This window comes from Microcoleus sp. B9-D4 (genome assembly GCF_036705105.1).
Taxonomy (GTDB): Bacteria; Cyanobacteriota; Cyanobacteriia; order Cyanobacteriales; family Microcoleaceae; genus Microcoleus.
Genome location: NZ_JAUBTS010000049.1, coordinates 33,954 through 54,686, shown reverse-complemented (window position 1 = coordinate 54,686; position 20,733 = coordinate 33,954). Strand labels below are relative to the sequence as shown.

17 protein-coding genes and 1 pseudogene are annotated in these 20,733 nt (G+C 44.9%); 9 read left to right on the top strand and 9 right to left on the bottom strand.

Annotation, left to right across the window (positions count from 1 at the left end):
- Positions 1-837: 837 nt before the first annotated feature.
- Both QUB24_RS24280 and QUB24_RS24275 read left to right on the top strand, forming a co-directional pair.
- Positions 838-2,064 (top strand): RNA-guided endonuclease TnpB family protein, encoded by a 1,227-nt coding sequence (locus QUB24_RS24280; RefSeq protein WP_333156078.1) that lies wholly within the window; start codon positions 838-840, stop codon positions 2,062-2,064.
- Between the two features lie 43 nt (positions 2,065-2,107).
- On the top strand, positions 2,108-3,304 hold the full coding sequence (locus QUB24_RS24275; protein WP_333156077.1) for a GNAT family N-acetyltransferase: 1,197 nt from the start codon (positions 2,108-2,110) through the stop codon (positions 3,302-3,304).
- A 355-nt stretch (positions 3,305-3,659) separates the two neighbouring features.
- Here the strand turns inward: QUB24_RS24275 and QUB24_RS24270 are convergent, their stop codons facing one another.
- Both QUB24_RS24270 and QUB24_RS24265 read right to left on the bottom strand, forming a co-directional pair.
- Positions 3,660-4,226, bottom strand: a complete 567-nt coding sequence (locus QUB24_RS24270; protein WP_333156075.1) for a hypothetical protein — start codon at positions 4,224-4,226, stop codon at positions 3,660-3,662.
- Between the two features lie 181 nt (positions 4,227-4,407).
- Complete coding sequence (locus QUB24_RS24265) at positions 4,408-6,057, bottom strand: HAMP domain-containing sensor histidine kinase (RefSeq protein ID WP_333156079.1); 1,650 nt, start codon at positions 6,055-6,057, stop codon at positions 4,408-4,410.
- 376 nt (positions 6,058-6,433) lie between these two features.
- Here QUB24_RS24265 and QUB24_RS24260 point away from each other — a divergent pair, with 376 nt between their 5' ends.
- From QUB24_RS24260 to ftsH4, 3 genes are all read left to right on the top strand, one after another.
- The gene (locus tag QUB24_RS24260; RefSeq protein ID WP_333156073.1) at positions 6,434-7,279 is read left to right on the top strand and encodes a M48 family metalloprotease; all 846 of its coding nucleotides are present in this window, start codon (positions 6,434-6,436) and stop codon (positions 7,277-7,279) included.
- Between the two features lie 112 nt (positions 7,280-7,391).
- Positions 7,392-7,865: a tryptophan-rich sensory protein gene (locus QUB24_RS24255; protein WP_333156072.1), complete on the top strand. Its 474-nt coding sequence runs from the start codon at positions 7,392-7,394 to the stop codon at positions 7,863-7,865.
- Positions 7,866-8,091: 226 nt separating this feature from the next.
- Positions 8,092-9,966: an ATP-dependent zinc metalloprotease FtsH4 gene (gene ftsH4 / locus QUB24_RS24250; RefSeq protein ID WP_333156070.1), complete on the top strand. Its 1,875-nt coding sequence runs from the start codon at positions 8,092-8,094 to the stop codon at positions 9,964-9,966.
- Positions 9,967-10,116: 150 nt separating this feature from the next.
- On the opposite strand, the gene QUB24_RS24245 is transcribed toward ftsH4, so the two are convergent.
- Positions 10,117-10,770 (bottom strand): Uma2 family endonuclease, encoded by a 654-nt coding sequence (locus tag QUB24_RS24245; RefSeq protein ID WP_333105033.1) that lies wholly within the window; start codon positions 10,768-10,770, stop codon positions 10,117-10,119.
- A 110-nt stretch (positions 10,771-10,880) separates the two neighbouring features.
- Positions 10,881-12,260: an NB-ARC domain-containing protein gene (locus tag QUB24_RS24240; protein ID WP_333156069.1), complete on the bottom strand. Its 1,380-nt coding sequence runs from the start codon at positions 12,258-12,260 to the stop codon at positions 10,881-10,883.
- 247 nt (positions 12,261-12,507) lie between these two features.
- Between QUB24_RS24240 and QUB24_RS24235 the strand changes: the two genes are divergently transcribed.
- The 4 genes and pseudogenes from QUB24_RS24235 (at position 12,508) to QUB24_RS24220 (ending at position 15,073) form a co-directional block, all read left to right on the top strand.
- Positions 12,508-12,687, top strand: a complete 180-nt coding sequence (locus QUB24_RS24235; RefSeq protein ID WP_333156068.1) for a hypothetical protein — start codon at positions 12,508-12,510, stop codon at positions 12,685-12,687.
- 176 nt (positions 12,688-12,863) lie between these two features.
- Positions 12,864-13,880 (top strand): radical SAM/SPASM domain-containing protein, encoded by a 1,017-nt coding sequence (locus QUB24_RS24230; protein WP_333156067.1) that lies wholly within the window; start codon positions 12,864-12,866, stop codon positions 13,878-13,880.
- A gap of 193 nt (positions 13,881-14,073) precedes the next feature.
- Positions 14,074-14,518, top strand: a pseudogene (locus QUB24_RS24225) (Tse2 family ADP-ribosyltransferase toxin).
- 30 nt (positions 14,519-14,548) lie between these two features.
- Positions 14,549-15,073 (top strand): hypothetical protein, encoded by a 525-nt coding sequence (locus tag QUB24_RS24220; protein ID WP_333156065.1) that lies wholly within the window; start codon positions 14,549-14,551, stop codon positions 15,071-15,073.
- A 93-nt stretch (positions 15,074-15,166) separates the two neighbouring features.
- On the opposite strand, the gene QUB24_RS24215 is transcribed toward QUB24_RS24220, so the two are convergent.
- The 5 genes from QUB24_RS24215 to QUB24_RS24195 form a co-directional block, all read right to left on the bottom strand.
- On the bottom strand, positions 15,167-15,685 hold the full coding sequence (locus tag QUB24_RS24215; RefSeq protein WP_333156064.1) for a DNA-binding protein: 519 nt from the start codon (positions 15,683-15,685) through the stop codon (positions 15,167-15,169).
- Complete coding sequence (locus QUB24_RS24210; protein ID WP_333156063.1) at positions 15,682-16,128, bottom strand: DUF6932 family protein; 447 nt, start codon at positions 16,126-16,128, stop codon at positions 15,682-15,684. Before QUB24_RS24210 ends, QUB24_RS24215 begins: the two co-directional genes overlap by 4 nt.
- A 128-nt stretch (positions 16,129-16,256) precedes the next feature.
- On the bottom strand, positions 16,257-17,153 hold the full coding sequence (locus tag QUB24_RS24205; protein ID WP_333156061.1) for a M48 family metalloprotease: 897 nt from the start codon (positions 17,151-17,153) through the stop codon (positions 16,257-16,259).
- A gap of 429 nt (positions 17,154-17,582) precedes the next feature.
- Positions 17,583-19,175 (bottom strand): B12-binding domain-containing radical SAM protein, encoded by a 1,593-nt coding sequence (locus tag QUB24_RS24200; RefSeq protein ID WP_333156059.1) that lies wholly within the window; start codon positions 19,173-19,175, stop codon positions 17,583-17,585.
- A gap of 442 nt (positions 19,176-19,617) precedes the next feature.
- The gene (locus tag QUB24_RS24195; protein ID WP_333156058.1) at positions 19,618-20,583 is read right to left on the bottom strand and encodes an NAD(P)-dependent oxidoreductase; all 966 of its coding nucleotides are present in this window, start codon (positions 20,581-20,583) and stop codon (positions 19,618-19,620) included.
- Between the last annotated feature and the right edge of the window lie 150 nt (positions 20,584-20,733).

Below are 20,733 nucleotides of genomic sequence, written 5' to 3'. Positions count from 1 at the left end.
ACACTCGTAGCCTAAAGGCTACAACTGCGTTTCATCCCCGGCTTAAAAGACCGGGGTTCTCACGCGAGGCGCTATAGTGAAATACCTAGCACTGACCTTTGGTGAGCGTGTAGGCTTCGTGTCTCGTTTGCCGTTGCGGGCGTTGGGTATCTCATTACTGAGATTCGTCACTGAAGACGATCCGAGTCTTACACAGCATAAGAAAGGCTTTTACACCCTTTATCCCTTCTTCGGGAACCCACGCAGAAGCCCTGTTTCCCAAGGCAAAAACTATTTTCGTACAACAAACTTGGATTGTATTTTAGGGTGGGACGTGTCTTACCAACCAGCGGTCTGTTCTTTCCCCCTTTCTCTCGCAGTTGTCCGAAAGCAAGCATATTACTGCTACTGTAGCCTGTTGTTTGCAGTCTAGTGGGTGGGTCGCAACCAGTTATATCTTACACCAATTTCATAAAGTAGCGCTAGATATTACCCCCCCAACCCCCCTTATTAAGGGGGGGCTAAGACTTCATCCATAGCACATCTTTAGAAAAATGGTATTACACGTTTTTTTGCTAGAGAAACAGTAAATTGTCGCTCTTTTTCATAGACCTTGCGAAAGCTTATATCCCGACGCCCAATTGAGTACAATTACAGCGTGGGACTTACGCCAAATTAGTTAACTTAACTTTTGAGGGGGTTTGGGGGAGCGATAAGTCCCACGCTGTACCCTTTGGGTCAGCGTTGGGATATATGGACTCCCCCAAGCAAATTTTATCCGGTCAAACCCGGTAAAATTTGCAAACTAGGTGGATTTTTTATCAGGAATATATATAATGCTAACTGGAGGTGAAAGCAATGCAGCATCAAGCCGTCAAAGTTAGACTGTATCCGACAACTGAACAACAGGCGATATTAGTTCAGCACTTTGGCTGTTCTCGCTGGTGGTGGAATTACGCACTCAATATGTGTATTGAAACCTACAAAGCGACAGGTAAAGGCTTGACCCAAATTGCGTTGAACAAGCTCCTACCCAATCTCAAAAAACAAGAGGAAACACAATGGTTGTCGGAGTGTTACTCTCAAGTTTTGCAATCAACTACGCTCAACTTGGTAACTGCTTACAAAAACTTTTTTGAATCCAGGGCTAAATACCCTAAATTCAAAGCCAAGAAAAACAGGCAGTCAATCCAGTACCCGCAGTCAGTCAAACTTGTTGACTGCTTTCTCAAGTTTCCCGGTCGTGTCGGCTCTGTCAAAGCCAAATTACATCGACCGATTGAAGGGACTATCAAAACCGTAACAGTCAGCATGACTCCTTCAGGGAAATATTATGCCTCCGTGCTGACAGAACTCGAAGGAGACAAGCCAGTTGCTTGCACCGATGGAAAAGTTGCAGGAATTGACTTGGGATTGAAAGATTTTGCTGTTGTCAATGATGGCATCAGGACATCCAAGTATCCTAACCCTAAGCATTTAGCAAAACACGAGCGCAACCTCAAAAGGAAGCAGCAAAAATTAGCCAGAAAGGAGAAAGGAAGCAAATCTAGAAATAAAGCCAGGAAACTGGCTGCTAGGGTTTACGAACGAATTAGCAATGTCCGTCAAGACTACTTGCATAAGCTATCCAGAAAGCTTGTTGACGACAACCAAGTCATTGTAGTCGAAAACCTTCACGTTAAGGGCATGGTTCGCAACCACAAACTAGCTAAAGCAATTTCTGATATAGGTTGGGGGATGTTTGTCAATTTCTTGCATTACAAGCTAGACAGCGAAGGTAAAGTGTTGGTAGAAATTGACCGATGGTTTCCTAGCTCAAAACTCTGTTCAAAGTGTCATTATCAGGTGAGTGAAATGCCATTAGATGTTAGGGCATGGACTTGCCCTAGTTGTGGTACTCATCATGATAGGGACGGAAACGCTTCAATAAATATCAGAGCAGAAGGAATCAGAATGCTATCGGTCTTGGGAACCAGGACTGCTGCTGATGGAGGGGAGGTGAGTCCGAAGCTTGGACGCAAGCCCAAGTTGACGCAATCCCCGTTGAAGTCAGAAGCTCACGCTGTACCTTTATGTCAGCGCTGAGTAGTTCACATGAAGTTCGATCGCTCTACGCACAAGTCTCCCTATGCTGAAACAGCCAAAACCTCAATATTCTGTAGCCTGGATTAGCAAAATAGGCGAAATCCCGCAAGCGTCGTGGGATGCCCTGGCGATGCCACTAAAAACTCCATTTTTGGAATGGGATTGGCTTAACAATCTCGAAGTATCGGGCAGTGCAACAGGTAAAACCGGTTGGCTACCGCATCACTTGACTGTGTGGCGAGACAAACAGTTGATTGCTTGCGCGCCACTTTATGTCAAAAGCCACAGTTACGGCGAATTTGTATTCGATAATCAGTGGGCGGATTTAGCTCAACGTTTGGGTGTTCAATATTATCCCAAATTGATGGGAATGACACCGTTTACTCCGGCTGAAGGCTATCGGTTTTTGATTGCCGAGGGGGAAGATGAAGACGAATTAACCGGAGTAATGGTAAGCGCGATCGACCATTTTTGCGATCGCCACAATATCTCCGGCTGCAATTTCCTTTATGTCGATCCCGAATGGCGCGAAAGAATGGAACGCCACGGTTTCAGCAGTTGGCTGCACCACAGCTATATTTGGCAAAATCAAGGGTATCAAAATTTTGACAATTATTTAGGCGCATTTAATGCCAACCAGCGCCGCAATATCAAACGCGAACGCAAAGCAGTTGATCAAGCTGGTTTGTTGGTAAAAACGCTGACGGGCGATGAAATTCCCCAAGCCATGTTTGGTCAAATGTATGCTTTTTATGAGAATACTTGCGACAAATTTGGTTGGTGGGGAAGCAAGTATCTGACTAAGCGATTTTTTGAACAGTTGCACCACAATTATCGCGATCGAGTTTTATTTGTAGCCGCCTACGACAAGGAAGATGACAGACAGCCGATGGGTATGTCTTTTTGTTTGTATAAGGGCGATCGACTGTACGGGCGTTATTGGGGAAGTTTGCAGGAAATCGACTGCTTGCACTTCGATGCTTGTTACTATACGCCGATCGAATGGGCGATCGATCGGGGCATCCAAAGCTTCGATCCCGGTGCCGGCGGGCGGCACAAAAAACGGCGTGGCTTTCCAGCTACGCCCAATTATAGTTTGCACCGATTTTATAACAACCGTCTGGCCCAAATTCTCAAGTCTTATATCGGTCAAATCAACGAAAGAGAACAGCAAGAAATTGATGCAGTCAACGAGGATTTACCTTTTACTAAGTTACCTCCTTTGTTACTCGGCGAGTGACGGTTGACTGGGAATTGGGAATTGTAAATTAGTAACAGCCCATCGGTGTCAACCTAATACTAAAACCCTGTGTATATCTCGTTTGTATCAAAGTTTCGATTCCCCTAAATCCCCCTTAAGAAGGGGGAATTTGAATGCTCTTCCCCCTTGATTAATGGGAGTTAGAGGGGACGTAAGAATACTCTTGTCCCACCCCCTACTCCCCTTATTAAGGGGGGTTAGGGGGGATCGAAACTCAACTATAAACGATATTTATTATGGATTTTAGTCTTAAGTTGACACGAATGATAACAGTCAACAGTCAACAGTCAACAGTCAACAGTCAACAGTCAACAGTCAACAGTCAACAGTTAAACTAATTCAAAATTACCTTGCCATCTTCCTGAATTTGCAGCGATTTTGTATCAGCGTCCAAGTCAGTTGTCGCCCCGAAACTGACTTGCAACATTCCCGGCATCGCGGTTGCTTGGGGGCGAACCAGCAGCAATCCGCCGTCTGGGCGCTGGTAAGTGAGAGTGATTGGCACTTTGAGGGCTTGAAGCAAAATTTCAGATTGTTCGCCCAGAGTGCGCGGCTGGGTGACGCCTACGATTTGATAATTGATGACAGCATTGGTGGTATTCACCAGTTTAATTACTATCATGCCTTCGGCAGGCGTAACTCGCGCACTGGGCATGGGGAAGCGGGGAGGCGCGTCTGTTGGTGTAGAGGGCATCCCGCTGGGGCCCGGACTGGCAGCCGGAGTTGGTTGGCTGACGGGTTCTTCAGTGGCTGCGGGAGTTTCTGCGGGTTGGGAAACGGGTTTTCCTTGTTGGGGCGGTGGGCCGCCGGCCTGGGAAAGTGTTGCGAGACTAACGAGTAAACCGACGCAGGTGGCTGCTAGCAAGCTGATTTTTTTAAACGGTAGATTGTGGCGAAACATAAATAACTCCTCACAAGTTTGATCGAGGTTGTCCAACAAAGTTCATGTTAATCTATGCGGGAATTGAATTTTAATAGCTTGGTTTGGGCCAGAGGTAAGAAGAATCAGGCTTGAGGGGGAGATTTTTTTTTAACCGCAGAGGGCGCGGAGGGCGCAGAGGAGGAGGGGAAGAGGGGAAGTTTTAGAGGTGAGATGCTTCTGATTTGTGGGCGGGGAGGGTGACGGTAACGGCTGTACCTCGATCGACTTGGCTGTCAATGCGGATTTGGCCACGGTGATTTTCGACAATTGCTTTGGCGATGGCTAATCCTAAACCGGAACCAGCGGCGCTGCGATGGGTGCGGGCGGGATCTGCGCGGTAGAATCGATCGAACAAATGCGGCAGGGCTTCTGCGGAAATTCCGATGCCGGTGTCTGTTACTTTGATTTGCAGCGCTGGATTTAAGATCGGCGAATTTCTTTTGTGTTTACCTGCGAGTTGCAATTCTACTTCTATTTGGCCGCCAGAGGGGGTGTACTGCACGGCGTTGCTGACGATATTGGTAAACAGTCGGGCTAGTTGATCCCAGTCGCCCAACAGTGTAAAGTTGTCCTCAGCGTTGGGCCGATCGACAATTTCCAAAGAAAGAGAGAGATTTTGGGTTGTGGCGATCGCCTGTTGTTCTTCAATTACCTCCATCAGCAAAGCATCGAGAGGAACCTCAATCCACTGCTGCTGCACGATGCCGCTGTCTTGTCTGGCTAAAAATAACAAATCGTCAACCAAGCGCCCCAAACGGCGCGTCAGGCGTTCGATAACTTGTAGCTGTTGATGCTGCTGCGGTTCGATATCCGGTTCCGCCAAAGCTACTTGGACGTTAGTTTGAATAGTGGCGATCGGATTTCTGAGTTCGTGAGAAGCATCCGCGGTAAACTGTTTGAGACGCCCGTAAGACTCCCGCACCGGTGCCATCGCCAATCCCGACAGCAGCCAGCCAATAGCCGCCACGCAAATTAGAGTTAAACCCGCGCCCAAAATCAAATCGAGAATTAATTGGCGGATGGGTTTTGTCACTTCAAACCAAGGATGGCTGACTCGCAAATATCCCAGAACTTGGCGGCCGATTTGTACTCGCTGCGTTACTTGTCTGAGGGAATAGTTTTGAGTTGTCCGAATGCTAATTGGTTTGGTAGAAACACGATTTGTATTTTGTGCAATAGACTTTTCACTACCTAAATTTAGATTTTCCTGCCAACCTGCATTCAAACCGCCATCAAAACCTCTTCTTTCTCCCCTCTGCGCCCTCTGCGCCTCTGCGGTTAAATCCCTCTTCTCTCTTTCCTCTAAAAACCGAATAGTTTCCATATTCATCCGTGTATCCGCGTTCAAATCCGTGTCGTGCTTTTTTACCCTTAGCGAAGTCGAAGGCTCTTCTGCCTGATTTTTACCCTCAAACTGCAACTTATTATTAATTATCCAAACTGTTTCGCCGGTGCGGTTAGCGTGAATCGGAATATTCAGCGGTTCCGATAATGTAGACCACAGCAATTCGCCCGTAGGACTGAACCATTCTAAATCAATGTGGTCATCTTCTACTGCATCGGTGCTATCTCGAAAACTCGCTTGAATATTAACTTGCAACTTATTTTTATCTTTGGTATTAGGGAAAGTTGGCTGCTCGATAACGAGAGTTCGCTCTATTACTTCGACAACATGATTGAGGGTGTCATCAATGCGATCGATCAAAGTAGTGCGGACGTAGAAATAGAAACCAGTGGCGAATACAAGTAACAATACAGCAGTAACGGCAGTGTACCAAATAGCGAGGCGGCGGCGGGTAGCTTGGAACATATTGCGAAAGAAGTTCGGCAACTGATTTTGTAATGGATTCAATAAATTTAACCAATTTCATAACTATAGCAAAACCATTTGATTTGTAAACAATCGATTCAATGAGCACAAGCGTTTCAGGTGGTTCTACATTCATGACTCAAATAGACTTGCTATATAACCTTCTTCTATTATTTTCTTCTCTTCTTCTCTTCCTTCGTGACAAGAGCGCTTACGCGCCGCTTCGCTTACACGCCTTCGCGGTTCGTTAAAAAAAGCCTTGTTCGCAAACGATCTCAAAAAACTCTAACAACTTTCCCTTCTTGATACTTCAGACAGATGTCGAGAGAGCAGTCAGCGTAGTAGTCTTATCGCGAAACTTTTTAGGTAAAAGCCTGTGAACAAATTTTTATTTCGAGCTGCGATCGGGCTATTAATGGCATTTTTTGGGGCAATCACCTATTTTACAAACGACGTACAAAATCCGGTAACTGGAGAGAGACAGCGGGTGCAGCTTTCTCCCCGCCAAGAGATAGTTTTGGGATTGCAGGCGCGAGATCAAATGGCCGCCAAGCACGGGGGGCTTTATCCCAGCCAAAGTATTCAGCAGTATGTCGATCGAGTAGGAGCACGAGTTGTCAACGGTTCGGTGGCGAAACAAGCGGGTTATCCGTTTGAATTCCACCTGCTGCGAGACGCCCAAACTGTCAATGCTTTTGCTTTACCGGGGGGACAAGTTTTCATTACTGCGGGGCTGCTGCGGCGACTGAATTCCGAGGCTCAGTTGGCCGCTATACTAGGGCACGAAAGCGGTCACGTTGTGGCGCGCCACGGTGCGGAACACTTGGCAAAACAGCAGTTGGGCAGGGCTTTGGTAACGGCGGTTGGGGTGGCTACTAGCGATGATCGCGGGGGCGGGCAGCAGGCAGCATTAATTGCTCAAGCTGTCAATCAAGTTGTCGGTTTGCGGTACGGTAGATCGGATGAACTTGAGAGCGATCGGCTCGGTTTTCGGTTTATGACGGAAGCGGGTTACGATCCTAGAGGTATTGTTGAGGTGATGCAAATTCTCGGTTCAGCTAGGAAGGGCGAAGCGCCGCCAGAGTTTTTAAGTTCTCACCCTAACCCTGAAAACCGAGTTCAAAAGTTGCAAGCTTTAATCGCGCAAAATTTCCCTAACGGCGTTCCAGCTAATTTGATGTCTGGACGCGAAGAGTTTGCTAAAAATGTGTCGGGCGGTTAGCAATAATTGCATCGGGCTTTACAAAAGTTATTACTATAGGCGGATCTAAGTTCGGCTTTGATTTGACACGATCGACTTAATGAGCGATCGAGCAATTGGAAAGTTGAAAACCATGATTGAATCTTGGATGATTATCGGCGGCGTGACTTTCTCAGTCGCGTTCGGTACTCTGTTTTTTAAACTGCGCGATATTAACTGGGCAGTCAAACTTCAAAGACCGGATTGGATGTTTTTTGAGCCTGCTATTCCGTTAATTTGGACGGTGATTTTTGCTTGCGGGGCCGGCAGCGCTACTTTCGTGTGGGAACAGGAGCCAGGGAGCCTTAAAAATTGGCTGCTGATAGCTTTGTACTTGCTTTTAGAAATTGTCACAGTTGCTTATATTCCTGCTACTCTCAGAGCCAAAAGTCTCAAAGTAGGGACGATTTTGGGAGGGGCTGGCGAGATTTTGGGATGTGTGTTGACGTTGGCTGTTTTGCCGATTTCTCAAACCGCCGCTTTGTTACTTTTGCCTTACGTGATTTGGGGTGCGATCGGCACTTATACCACTTGGGAAATGATTCAATTAAACCCAGAAGCTGCATAAATATTCGGTGATATTCGGCGCACCCTACATACTATAACCCTCTTCTCTTCCTTGGTGTCCTTAGCGTCTTCGCGGTTCGTAAAAAAAAACATTGTTAATAATAGTAAATCCGTGCTAGCGGGTTAACCCACCCTATCAAGTGAGGAAATCCGCTTAACAGTGTGTGGGTATTGGATGAGAAAATAGAGGAATAAAACTGGTTTAAATCAAAGGATGACAGTTATCAATGGCTATTAAAGACCAGCCCCAAGCACCTCGTTTTCGCCAAATTAGCAATATTTTGTTATTGCTCTCAAGTCTGTTTCTGCTGGCAAACATCTTTTTACCGAATTTGTTCGGCCCCCAAATTCCGCAAGTGCCTTACAGCTTGTTCGTTCATCAAGTGCAAGAACAAGATGTAGTCAGAGCTTCGGTAGGTCAAAATGAAATTCGCTACCAACTCAAAGGCGAAGGCGATAAACCCGGTCAAGTGCTCTCCACTACGCCGATTTTTGACCTGGAATTGCCTAAACTTTTACAAGAAAAAGGTGTTGAATTTGCGGCAACTCCCCCTTCCAAAAATGGCTGGATTGGCAGTGTTTTAAGCTGGGTGGTTCCGCCGCTGATTTTTGTGGCGATTTTTCAATTTTTCATGAATAGGCAGGGTGGCGGGCCTCAGGGTGCGCTCTCGCTCGGCAAAAGCAAGGCTAAGGTCTATGTAGAAGGCGAGTCGGCTAAAATTACTTTTGCTGATGTGGCTGGAGTAGAAGAGGCTAAAACTGAATTAGTCGAAGTTGTTGAATTCCTGAAAACTCCTGACAGATTTACAGCAATTGGCGCAAGAATTCCGAAAGGCGTGCTGTTAGTCGGGCCTCCGGGAACTGGGAAAACTCTGTTAGCTAAAGCAGTAGCTGGTGAAGCTGGCGTGCCGTTTTTTAGCATCTCCGGTTCGGAGTTTGTGGAACTGTTTGTAGGTGTTGGTTCTGCCAGAGTTAGAGATTTATTCGAGCAGGCTAAGAAACAGGCTCCTTGTATTATTTTCATTGATGAATTGGACGCGATCGGCAAATCTCGTAGCAGTAACGCTAGCTTCGGTGGGAATGATGAGCGCGAACAAACTCTCAATCAATTATTAACTGAAATGGACGGGTTTGCGGCGGGCAATACTACGGTAATTGTTCTGGCTGCAACTAACCGCCCGGAAAGTTTGGATGCTGCTTTGTTGCGCCCAGGCCGTTTCGATCGCCAAGTTTTAGTCGATCGCCCCGATTTATCTGGCCGCGAAGAAATTTTGAACATTCACTCTCAAAAAGTGAAGTTGGGCCCGGATATTGACTTGAAGGCCGTGGCCGCTCGCACCCCCGGTTTTTCGGGCGCAGATTTGGCAAATTTGGTCAATGAAGCTGCTTTGTTGGCGGCCCGCAACAAACGACTAACTGTAGCGCAGGAAGACTTTTTTGAGGCGTTTGAGCGCGTTGTGGCCGGCTTGGAAAAGAAAAGCCGGGTACTCAATGAAAAAGAGAAAAAGATTGTGGCTTACCACGAAGTCGGGCACGCGATGGTGGGTGCTGCGATGACTGGCGGCGGCGAAGTGTCAAAAATCTCGATCGTCCCGCGCGGTATGGCTGCTTTGGGTTACACGTTGCAAGTACCGACTGAAGACCGTTTCTTGTTAGATGAATCGGAGTTGCGCGGTCAAATTGCTACACTGCTTGGAGGGCGATCGGCCGAGGAAGTCGTGTTTGGTAGCATTACTACTGGCGCTTCAAATGACTTGCAAAGGGCGACTGATTTAGCTGAACGGATGGTGACAACTTACGGGATGAGTAAGGTTTTGGGGCCTCTAGCTTACGATCGAGGTCAACAAGCAATGTTCCTCAATGACGGTATGGGAAATGCCCGCCGCGCTGTCAGTGCTCAGACTGCTGAGGCGATCGACCAAGAAGTGAAGGAAATTGTCGAAACTGCACACCAGCAAGCTGTGGATATTCTGAAAGCAAATCGAGAATTGTTGGAAACAATTACGCAGAAACTGTTGGAAACTGAGGTGGTGGAAGGTGACGCACTTCGCGAATTCCTCCGTCAAGTGCGGCCTTTAGATAAGGTTGCGGCTTCAGTTTAACAGGGTTGAATAGGACTTACCCATGAGAGTCCAGAAACCGGGTTTTTACCAGAAGACGCGCTGTAGGCGGCAGATTCAGAAAAAACCCGGTTTCTAGATTGGGAGTGCGTAACTCCTGTTAAATTAAACCGTTGTAGAGTTAATTTAGTTTCAAATTTGTTCAGGATTTATCCCCATTTCTCGTAGTTTTTCAGATAGGCGATCGGCTTTTTGCTGTGCTTGTTCCATCTGTCTTGACAACTCCACATAAGACAAAAATTTCAGTCCGTCGGGACGATAAATTTCCAAGTCTCCCGATGCAGTTTCAAAACGTATCTCCAAACGCGGACTTACCCAACCTTCTATTGATTCAATATAGTTGAGTTCTCCGTCACTTCGCACCCAACCCATTAACTCATTATCCTCTGGAGCATAGATATAATATTCTTCGACTCCATAATTCTCGTAGAACTTAAACAGCTTAAACATTTCTCCCAGTCGGTTGCCGGGGGAGATGATTTCAAAGACAACTTGCGGCGCAATATTATCTTCCAGCCACTGTTGGTATGAACCTCTATCGCCTTTTGGTCTGCCAAAAGCTACCATAATATCAGGTGCTTGGCGTGTTTTGTTATCTCCTTCGACGGGATACCACAGCAAGTCACCTGCTACAAAAACATTTTCGTTGTCTTTGAATAAAGCATCTATTCCGCCTTGAATTTTGACGATTAATTGGAACTGTTTGGTGTTGTCAGACATTGGTTTTCCGTCGCTGTCTGGGTAGATGATTTCTGGCAAGGTTTGAGTAGGAATTGTTGCGGTCATGGGATGACTCCATTGCTAGCAGCATCAATTTATATTTTATATCTATTTTATACGACTTACGCATTGAGCATAGAAACCGGGTTTTTATTGATATTGGTGCAACATCTCAGTTACAACCCTTTGATATACTGCCTGAATACAGGTGGGAGAGTGTAAAGACTTTCCTGTTTTTCTATAAAGCAGCGCCGTGATAAAGATTGCAGCGCGTTGAGTAAATCTGATGAGGATATTTGTCCTTTTTCTAGTAATTTTGCTAGGTTGACTGGCTGGTTTTCCCTAGCCAACAATGACATAACTTGTTTTTCTAGTTCGGAAGTGCGATCGTACTGCTGCTGTAAAACATCTTTCAAATCTTCAGGTAACAATATGCTATCATCTATTAATAACTCAGTCGCGCCGATTCCCAACTCTTGAATCAAAGTCGCCACGCTTTTTAACCATAGCGGGTTGCCTTCATAGCGGTGAATGAGTGCTTCACTGTTGTCGCTTTCTTCTAACCCACAATCTCTCAGGATTTCCCGTCCGGCTGCGATGTCTAAACCTTTGAGTTGTAAGGTACGAATGGGAGTAGTTTGGTTTTTAAATTTAGTCACTTCTCTGGGTTGTTCCCAACCGATTAGCAGAAAGCAACTTTGATGGGATAATTTTTCTATCTGTTTGAATAAAGAGCGATATGATTCGGATTCAGGTTTGTATTTTCCTGCCAATTCGCCGCTACAGAAAAGGTTGTGAAGGTCATCCAAGACTATTAAACAGCGATGTTTTTGTAAATACTTAATTAGTGGTAAGCGTTTCGGGTTAGTTGCAGGAGAATCTAGCTTTTCTGACTGCGCTAAAAACTGTATTAGTTTATGTTCAAATTCATCAGGCGTGCGGGATGCGTCTATGCTCCACCAAATAACGTACTCAAATTCATCTTTTATTTGCTGTACGAGTTGCACTGCTAGGGTTGTTTTGCCGATGCCGCTGATGCCGGTGAGGGCTATGAGGCGGCTGTGTTGTTGTAGAATCGATGTTGTGAGGGTTTGGAGTTGGGGGGTGCGATCGAAGAAATCACCCAACTCTGGCATCTCGCTTAAATCTTGATGTAGAGTTTTGGTTTGTTGTGGGTTAGATGTTTCCTGATTTGGTAGGTTTGAGTTTGGGATATTTGGTGGGTATCTAGCTTCTCCACAGATGTTAACACTGTTAATTTGCACAGATTCTTCTTGTGCAACATTTGAATATATCGAAACTTGTAACCTCTCCATTGCCGAGCGAAAATTCGATTTACTAACTTTTTCCCCCAACTCTTGTGAAAGGCTTTGCCATAATTCCATTCCTACCTCTCTAACACGAGCCTCAGAGAGGTTAACGTCCTTGGCAATCTCGTTGTAATCCTCATGTTGCCATGTCCCGCGCAGGATTTTCTCTTGTAAGTCATTGAGATGCTTACCTGTTTTAGCAAACACCATATCGTCTGCGAGTTTTACCATTTCCTTAAGGTTCATAGAGTCGGGTAGATGTCAGGGTTGGTTGTATTGTACCCAACATTTGCCAACATTTCCCAACATTTCCCAACATTTTTTATAGAGGGGGAGTTGAAGTAGCATACAAAAGTCCCAATAAAATTTAGCATTTTGGGCTAGACAAACCTTTGATTTATAAGGATGATGGAATTAGACTGCAACCTGTAGTTTAACACATACTTAGACCTTAAGTCCGTGTTATTTCTCATAGTTAGTGGAGAAAATCAAAATGCGAAAGATCAATTTGCTTGAACTTCCGAAGCGTCAGGTGTCTCTGAAATCAGCAGAAAGTTTGACAGACCAGCAGTCAACAGCCGAATTTGCCAAAAATGTTTGGGTAGAGAACATTTCAGCAGAACAGTTTTTAGGGCATATGAAGAACAAAGTTCCATGCCCACCTTATGACTAAATCTGTTAAGAGAGCAAATTTGATGCGAGATCTATAGTAGGAAACACCTCTTTGTGATTAATGAATAATCCAAACCAGAAAAATACGGAAGTATCACACATACCTACAAAGCATACTAGACAGATCTCGCTTTTTTAAAATCTAAACTTTTATAGTCCTTTATTTGAAATAATCCTATGATGAAACCTGAGCTTCTCAGTATAGTTTGGCATATCACAAACAGGTGCAATCTTGATTGTAGCTACTGTTTTACAGATTCAGTAGCAAAAGTTATGGACTTACCTACTGTTCAAATGCTAGAGATTGTGGAACAAGTCAATAGTCTGCCAGTTCAGCATATCTCTCTTATTGGTGGTGAGCCTTTTGTTAGAGATGATCTCCATGAGATTATTACTGCCTTAAGAAAAGATATTCTGATTAATATAGATACTCATGGGCTTTTTATTCCAAGCAGATGGCATAAAGACTATGAAGCAAGATTGAATCACGTCTCTGTTAGCGTAGATGGACCAGAGCAAATACACAACTTGCAAAGACGAGGATATAAGCAAGTAATTGAAGCCATTGATTATATGATTAATCGTGGTATTAAAGTTTTTACTACCCTCACAGTTACAAAGGATAGTATTGCTTTTGTAAAAGAAACAGTAGATTTTCTAATTAAAAGAGGTGTAAGCCAAGTAACAGTAGGTCAAGTAAAAAAACTAGGTCGTGCTAGCTTAATCCCATCCTCTAAGAATATATTTCTTACAGAGGAAGATCATCTTACTATGGTGAACACCATGAAAGACTTGAGGCAAAAATATGATAGCACGCAATTGAAATTTTATAGCTGGTACAGTAAGGTATTTTTTAATGACTTGAATGGTGAGATGCCGCCATCATGCTTGTGTGGATTTGCTAGAGCAACAATTAAGCATGATGGTTCAGTAGTACCCTGTGAGTCTCTTGCATACCCTCCGCTTGATGTTGAATACTCATTTGAGTTACCGAACTTAAATAAACAGAAATTAGAAAATATTTTTGAAGATTCATATCTATTCAGTTATTACCGTTCAGCAACCACAGACTTTCTTCCACACAAGTGCAGCTCTTGTCCTTTCCAATCGAGATGTAATCACACCTGTCGAACAGAAGCTCTTTTTGAAACAGGTGATATTCTGGGAGTAAGTTCTTCTTGCCAAGTTGTGTAGACCTTGTAGGTTGAGTTTCATTGCATCAACCCAACCTCTTTTTTTACTCACAATCTTATCCATTTCCACCATTCCAATACGATGATTGTACTGGTAGCGATCGCCCCTCACGCATCAAAAGCGATCGCATCCAACCAATACAGCAATTACATTATGATTGGTCTGGCGATCGAATTGGGCTGATAAAAGGCTAATGGCAAGACTCTATTATCGAGGCATGGCAGAAGAAAACGGCAAACCCAAAATGGGACGCAACGCGAGGCTACTGGGAGTCAGACCCAGTATTGACATTGATGTTGAGCAAGTGCCCAAAGACTGGTTGGATGAACAAGGTTATTTACCACCAGAAACAGAACGCAAGTCTTCAGAGGAGTCTGTCACTGTAGCCATTAGAAACACAAAAGGAATGTCTGTATCTCTCTCTATCGAAGGCTTACCACCATTCAGCAAACCCCCCAAAATTTGGCGGAACAGGAAAAGATCCTCTTTGGCAGATTGACGACAGCAAGATCGTCGGAGATATTGAAGCTGTGCAAGATAGTCCAACTCATGTCAGTATTTTGCCAAGGGCTACAATGCTTTTAGAGAAATATGAAGCAGCCCTGGCCCAGACACAGAATGAATGGGAGAAAGTTTGATAGTTTAATTTAGTCAACAGGAGAACAGCAATGGCATGGGTGTTTAGCTTATCGGCTGAATGTGGCACAAAGCAATCTGAAGCACAGCAATTTGCTCAATATTTCAATGAAATTTCCTGGGTGATCTCAAACGGTACACATTCCCAATGTCGGGCAGAAACTTTTCAGGACATAGAAGAAAATTGGTGGTGTCGAGTTTGTCCAAGTGGCATCAGTGAGATTGGGATTGACACTCCAGAAAGTGCTTATTTAATGACGGAAATAGGTATACTTCTGTATCAGAGTTTGCGGTTTGCTCCACCGTTTCGCTATGCTTTAGTTGGTATGGAAGTAGATGAGTTTAGAACCTACAGCGAATTGATTGAAGAGCCTGCCTTGGTTTTTCCTGGATTGGTTTTAGCTGAAGCTGTTTGGCAAGCAACGGGAGCATCCTCGGTTTTTCGAGCGTTCAGTCTTGGATATGTTTGGAAGCCCTATGAAGGTGAAGTTTATAGACCACTACTAGCCTCGCCTGACCTAAAAAACAAGCTTGATGAATTGCTGAGGGTGGGGTAAATCCTTTTAGTGGAGACATTGCCCCCCACCATCTAATTTACACCCAAAAAACCCAATCAACTCAGTAGTTTTCCCGATCGCACCCTCAAATCTTTAGGCGGTTTTACTTGCCTTCTTCTTTTTTCGATAGCGCGATTCTGCTATTGTTTGTTTGGTAAACTCTATTTCCTCAAAATCGACCTGCATCACAGCCGTCTTAAACTCCAGACCCAAAACACAGCTAATTTCAAGGAGTTCCATATAACTAGCACCTTGATAATCTTTCTTCTCGTGTTCCTTAAGGCGTTCAGGGTCCATATCCAACCTTTCTGCTAGTTCTTCCACGCTGATTTTTGCTGCCATTCGAGCTTTAATTAAAGCATCTGATAGTTTATTGAAATTCTCAACTACAAGTTCGATCGGCTTACTCTTATCCCACGCCATCAATCGTTCATATTCTGCTATTTCTTCGTGCAACTGATCCAAATGGCGCTGGATCGAACCTCTACCAGCATCCCATTTGAGGAAGTCCTTTCTTTTTGCTTCTTCATCCCGCTCCATTGCTGCTATAGTTCTGTTGAACTTTTCTACCCATTCTTTGCTGACTTCATACTGTAATTCATTTTTGATCATGGTTCCCACCTCATTAAATCTATCGCTATAATTCCTTTCTTATTTTTGTCTCTGTCAACTTGAAAAAATTCAAAGGAATTCTGACCGTAATTGCCTACAGGTTCGTCGGAGGGAAAAATCTCCCCTCTATACTTAGCTTTTTGGGCATTTCGATCGTAGTGATTGAACAATCTAGGAGCATTGATTCTCAAATATTCCCTATCTACAGTTTCGCGATCGTAACAAGCATCAAAATCATTAGGGGTTTCTTCGCTGGTAACAAAACTACCATTAATATAGATAGTTCTAGCACCTGCTGCTTTTAACTGGGTCATTGCCAGTTTCAAGCCCCGTATCATGTTCTCTCTTTTAACAGTCGTGCCAAATCTCTCCTTAAACTCCTCCCATTCGCAAAAATGAACTCCCCGTGGTAGATTGCCGTTTTCATCGAATTCTGGAATCACTTACTCACACCCGCGCCGCAAATTAGTTGTTCGAGTCGATCGTACCACAGCTATCATTATAAACATACAGAAACCCGGCTGCTTCAAAACACCGGGTTTCTAAATATTGTTGCTGCATTTTCGACAGATCAAACTCCGTTTATGTAAGCCATAACTGGAGTACCTTGCTGCTGCTGCGCGATTTCCAAAAGCCGCTGAATTCGCTCCTCTGTCGGCGGGTGAGTGCGGAAAAGTGACTGCAAACCTTTAGTCGAAAAAGGATTCACAATTAGCAGCGGCGACATCGCAGGATTGCCGTGCATCGGAATTTCATGACCCATTTTTTCCAATTTTTGCAGCGCGTTTGCTAAACCGATGGGGTTATTGGTAATTTCCACCGCACCGCTGTCTGCTGCAAATTCCCTCGTCCGAGAAATCGCCATTTGAATTACGGTTGCTGATAGCGGTGCTAAAATGATTAAAAACAGCAAACCAAACGGATTCGGGCCTTGTCTGCTATCCCGCGTCACCGGGCCGTAAAGCGCTCCAAAAGTCAGAATTCGCCCGACAAATGTAATCGCGCCGGCAATTGTTCCTGCAACTGCTTGAGTCAGAGTGTCGCGGTTGCGGATGTGCGTGAGTTCGTGCGCTATAACACCTTCCAATTCTTCCCGGGAAAGCAGATTCATGATGCCTTCAGTAACTGCTATTGTCGCGTGTTCCGGGTCTCTTCCTGTGGCGAATGCGTTCGGAGATTGAGTGGGAACTACAAAGATTTTCGGTACGGGAATTTGGGCTTTTTCACTCAGCGATGCTACCATATCGTAGATTTCTGGTGCTTCGCTGCGGGCGATCGGCTGAGCGCGGTAAGCCATTAACGCTGCCGTGTCGGAATAGTACCAAGAGCTAAAACTTGAGAAGGCGGCTAGCGCTAAACCGATGTAAAGTCCTTGCTCGTTGCCGATTAAATAATAACTTCCTAAAACGAAAAGGCCGCTTAGGAGTCCTAAGAGAGCGGCTGTTCTGAGTTGATTTGTTCCTAACATGGCTGGTTGAGGGCGATCGAGATTTTGATATTTTTGAGCTTGTTATTAGATTTCCATACTTGGGGGCGATCGCGTCTCTATCTGCCGAAATAACTGCTGCCGCCAATAGTAGTATTTCACCTTTTCAGTAAGAAACTAGAAATCCATCGGGAGGCTCTCTCGCCTGCTCTCAAGAGGTGGCAGAGCCGTAGGATAAGCTGTTGTGCATTTAAATTGTATATTTCGAGTCCCCATCAAAAATCCTCAAATCCTCTCCCCCTCTCCTCTTCTCCCCCTCTCCCTCTCTAATACCATAGGCAATCTAGATGCAACACAGCTTATGACATTTCCAGTCTGAACCTGGAAACGAGATTAAAAACAAAATAAACGCAGACAATCTTAAATTCATCTGCGTTTACCTGCGTTCATCTGCGGTTGAATTCTCCAACCCTAAACCGCTTGCACCTGCTTTTCCTCAACAGAAACAGGTTCTTGATATACAGTTTGAGACTCATTAGCCAAAAAGTCAGCCAATTGAGCTTCAATTTCATCCCGCACAATCTGGCGGTATTCCAGGAAATGCTCGTTGTGAGCACACACTGTTAAATAATGATCCCAAACCGCAGGATTGCGCTTGAGAATGCTGAACAAATGATGCCAGAACTTCCACCGAGTTTTGCGCTTGACTCCCTGCCGCCAAACCACAGTTAGCAGTGCTCGCAAGTCGATCCAACTGGGAACTCTTGCAGGTATATTTGCTGTAGGTGCACCCAACATTAAGAAATGGCGATAAGTTCGGTCTAAATATTTCTCAGCATCGTACACTTCGCAGAATGCCTCGACATATTCGCGGGCAATATCTTCGAGAGGCCGCGTCGGAATGAAGTTCATCAAGGTAGTCTGGTTGAGGTTGCCAGATTTGTCGCGCAACCGCCCTTCTTTTGCGAGTCTGTGGGACAATGCCGTATGTGGCAAAGCTTGCAGCATTCCAAAGGTTGTGCTCGGAATGGCTGCTGCTTCGGCAAACTTGACAATCCGCTGACCGGCACCGGGTTTTTCGCCGTCAAATCCGATGATAAATCCGGCCATTACTCGCAAACCGGATTTGGCAATTAACTCTACGGATTCTATCAAAGAATTGCGGGTATTTTGGAATTTTTTGGTCATTTGCAAGCTTTCTTCATCGGGAGTTTCAATCCCTAGAAACACTGCATTGAAATTGCAAGCAACCATCATGTCCATCAATTCTTGGTCTTGGGCTAAATCGATGGATGCTTCTGTGTTGAAAGTAAACGGAAATTTGTGTTCTTCTTGCCAGACTTTTAAGTCTTTTAGCAACAGTTTGACGCTGCGTTTGTTGCCGATAAAGTTGTCGTCTACCATGAACACGCCGCGCCGCCAGCCCAAGTTGTAGAGATAGTCTAATTCTGCTATCAATTGTTGGGGGTTTTTGGTGCGAGGTTTGCGGCCGTAGAGGACGATGATATCGCAGAATTCGCACTGGAAAGGACAGCCGCGCGAAAATTGAATTGACATCGAGTCGTAGGCGTCTAATTCCAGCAAGTCGAAGCGGGGGACAGGGGTTGTGGTAACATCGGGTTTTACGCCGTCCGATCGATAAATTCCGCTTTTTTCACCGCGCCCTATTGCTTCGACGAACATCGGCAAGGTGATTTCGCCTTCGTCGAGAATCAGGTAATCTATGCCCGCTGCTTGAGGTTCTTCGGGTACGGATGTCGGGTAAGGGCCGCCGCAAGCTACGGATTTACCGCGCCGTTTTGCTTCGCGAATTATGTCTAGCAAATCTTCTTTTTGGACAATCATTGCCGAGAGAATAACGAGCTCTGCCCATTCCCATTCTGCTTCGGTGATTTGTCTGATATTGCGATCGACTAACTTAAATTCCCATTCTTGGGGTAAAATAGCTGCTACTGTTACCAAACCCAGCGGTGGCAGCAGCACTTTACGATCGACTAATTCTAGGATTTTCTCGTAAGACCAAAATGTTTTCGGAAACAGCGGGTAAACTAGAAGAACTCGCATTATATGTTAAACCTCACATCAGTAAACAACTTGCGATCGGGCTGGCGTGTTTGAAAGTTCGATCGACTCTCAAGACTTCATGTTAAGGCTAAAATTACGATCTTGCACTCGATCGAATATCTGGCGAGGGGTCACACCCCCTAAAACCCACAAATGGAGCGCAATTTTTAGCTTGCAGTTCCCTGTTAAAGTTTGCAAATGCTGATATCTTATCGTATTTGACCGTTAATTGACGATAATCGCATTTAAAAAGCATGGGACTAAGGCAAAAAAGAACTTCAAACAGTAAATTACTCGTTTGGTACACACGAATCACCCTACATTACTCGTTTGGTTCCCATTCCTTCTTCCCTCGAACCTCTTCCTTCTTCTTGACATCCGTTACATCCGTTACATCCGTTACATCCGTTACATAATCCGTTGCCGAACTGCCCTTTTCCTTCTAATTTGAATCTTTGCCGGGAATCCCGCTAGTTCTTAACATATCGGCCACTGTGCCGCAGTAACTCGGCATTCCTATGCTTTCGGGATTCACAAGATTTTGATAGGTAAAATGGCGGTAGCTGATGCAAAATCTATCCCAAGCAGCCATCTGAATTCGGAACAGCCAAATAAAGAAATCGGCCATCCGAGGTGACAGAGTAATCCGAAAAAATATCTTTTTATTCAAATACTTGCAAGCTTGTTCTACCACTTCATTAGCTGTAATCGCCGGATTTCCTAGCACAAAATGTCGCGGTTCCTCGGAAGCAGGTGGATGTTCAACTAAATAATTAACTACTTTAGCAATATCTGCGCCGTGGATGAAGTGAAAACTGCCATCTGCCTTAAACCAGCGAATCAAACCAATCCATTTTGCGACAAGTGGCAGGCCAGAGGACAAGTGAGAGACTGGTTTTTCTGCGTCTCCTCCCAATACTAATGTCGGGTAAAGTGCCGTAATTGGAGGCACATTTTTTAAGGCAGACAAATGCACCATGCAGTTGTATTTTGAGCGAATATAATCTGTCCCCAGTTCCCCGGCTTCTTTTAGCAAATTGTTGTCTCTACCGAGAATACTAGCGGTTGAAAAATAAAGTACTTGTTGGCAAGTCTGTGGCGAAAGTAGTTGAATTAGCTGGAGAGTTTTGGTTACGTTAACATCAAAAACTTCTTGAGTTCCTCCCCAAGCAGTAGCGGCTACAATTGCTACATTTATTGTTTGCAAAAGTTCGGCGTGTTGCTCGATATCTCGCATATCGCCTTGTAATATATGGATGCCGGGGCGGGCTTTCCAGTCAAATTTTAATTTTTCTGGGTTACGAACTAATAAGTAAAGTTCGTGGTTTGTTTCTTGAATCAAAGTTTCGGTCATGTAGTGACCGATACAGCCACTTGCACCCGTTATGAAAATTTTTTTGGCGTTCATTTTGCAGAAGGGGAAGGGGGGGACGGCAAGGGGGAGAATAGGGCTGTTTCATTCTCCTGCAATCCGCCAGGGGTTGAAACCCCTGGCTAATAGCAAAAGTCTGTTGAAACCGACTGAAGAGCACCATTGTTAATAAAGGGCTTTTTGTGG

Coding starts and splice junctions, on each gene's coding strand:
- QUB24_RS24240 (WP_333156069.1), bottom strand. CDS start 12,260: ATGAACCTTAAGGAAATGGTAAAACTCGCAGACGATATGGTGTTTGCT.
- QUB24_RS24245 (WP_333105033.1), bottom strand. CDS start 10,770: ATGACCGCAACAATTCCTACTCAAACCTTGCCAGAAATCATCTACCCA.
- QUB24_RS24200 (WP_333156059.1), bottom strand. CDS start 19,175: ATGCGAGTTCTTCTAGTTTACCCGCTGTTTCCGAAAACATTTTGGTCT.
- QUB24_RS24215 (WP_333156064.1), bottom strand. CDS start 15,685: ATGATCAAAAATGAATTACAGTATGAAGTCAGCAAAGAATGGGTAGAA.
- QUB24_RS24255 (WP_333156072.1), top strand. CDS start 7,392: ATGATTGAATCTTGGATGATTATCGGCGGCGTGACTTTCTCAGTCGCG.
- QUB24_RS24275 (WP_333156077.1), top strand. CDS start 2,108: ATGCTGAAACAGCCAAAACCTCAATATTCTGTAGCCTGGATTAGCAAA.
- QUB24_RS24265 (WP_333156079.1), bottom strand. CDS start 6,057: ATGTTCCAAGCTACCCGCCGCCGCCTCGCTATTTGGTACACTGCCGTT.
- QUB24_RS24270 (WP_333156075.1), bottom strand. CDS start 4,226: ATGTTTCGCCACAATCTACCGTTTAAAAAAATCAGCTTGCTAGCAGCC.
- QUB24_RS24230 (WP_333156067.1), top strand. CDS start 12,864: ATGATGAAACCTGAGCTTCTCAGTATAGTTTGGCATATCACAAACAGG.
- QUB24_RS24220 (WP_333156065.1), top strand. CDS start 14,549: ATGGCATGGGTGTTTAGCTTATCGGCTGAATGTGGCACAAAGCAATCT.
- QUB24_RS24235 (WP_333156068.1), top strand. CDS start 12,508: ATGCGAAAGATCAATTTGCTTGAACTTCCGAAGCGTCAGGTGTCTCTG.
- ftsH4 (WP_333156070.1), top strand. CDS start 8,092: ATGGCTATTAAAGACCAGCCCCAAGCACCTCGTTTTCGCCAAATTAGC.
- QUB24_RS24280 (WP_333156078.1), top strand. CDS start 838: ATGCAGCATCAAGCCGTCAAAGTTAGACTGTATCCGACAACTGAACAA.
- QUB24_RS24195 (WP_333156058.1), bottom strand. CDS start 20,583: ATGAACGCCAAAAAAATTTTCATAACGGGTGCAAGTGGCTGTATCGGT.
- QUB24_RS24205 (WP_333156061.1), bottom strand. CDS start 17,153: ATGTTAGGAACAAATCAACTCAGAACAGCCGCTCTCTTAGGACTCCTA.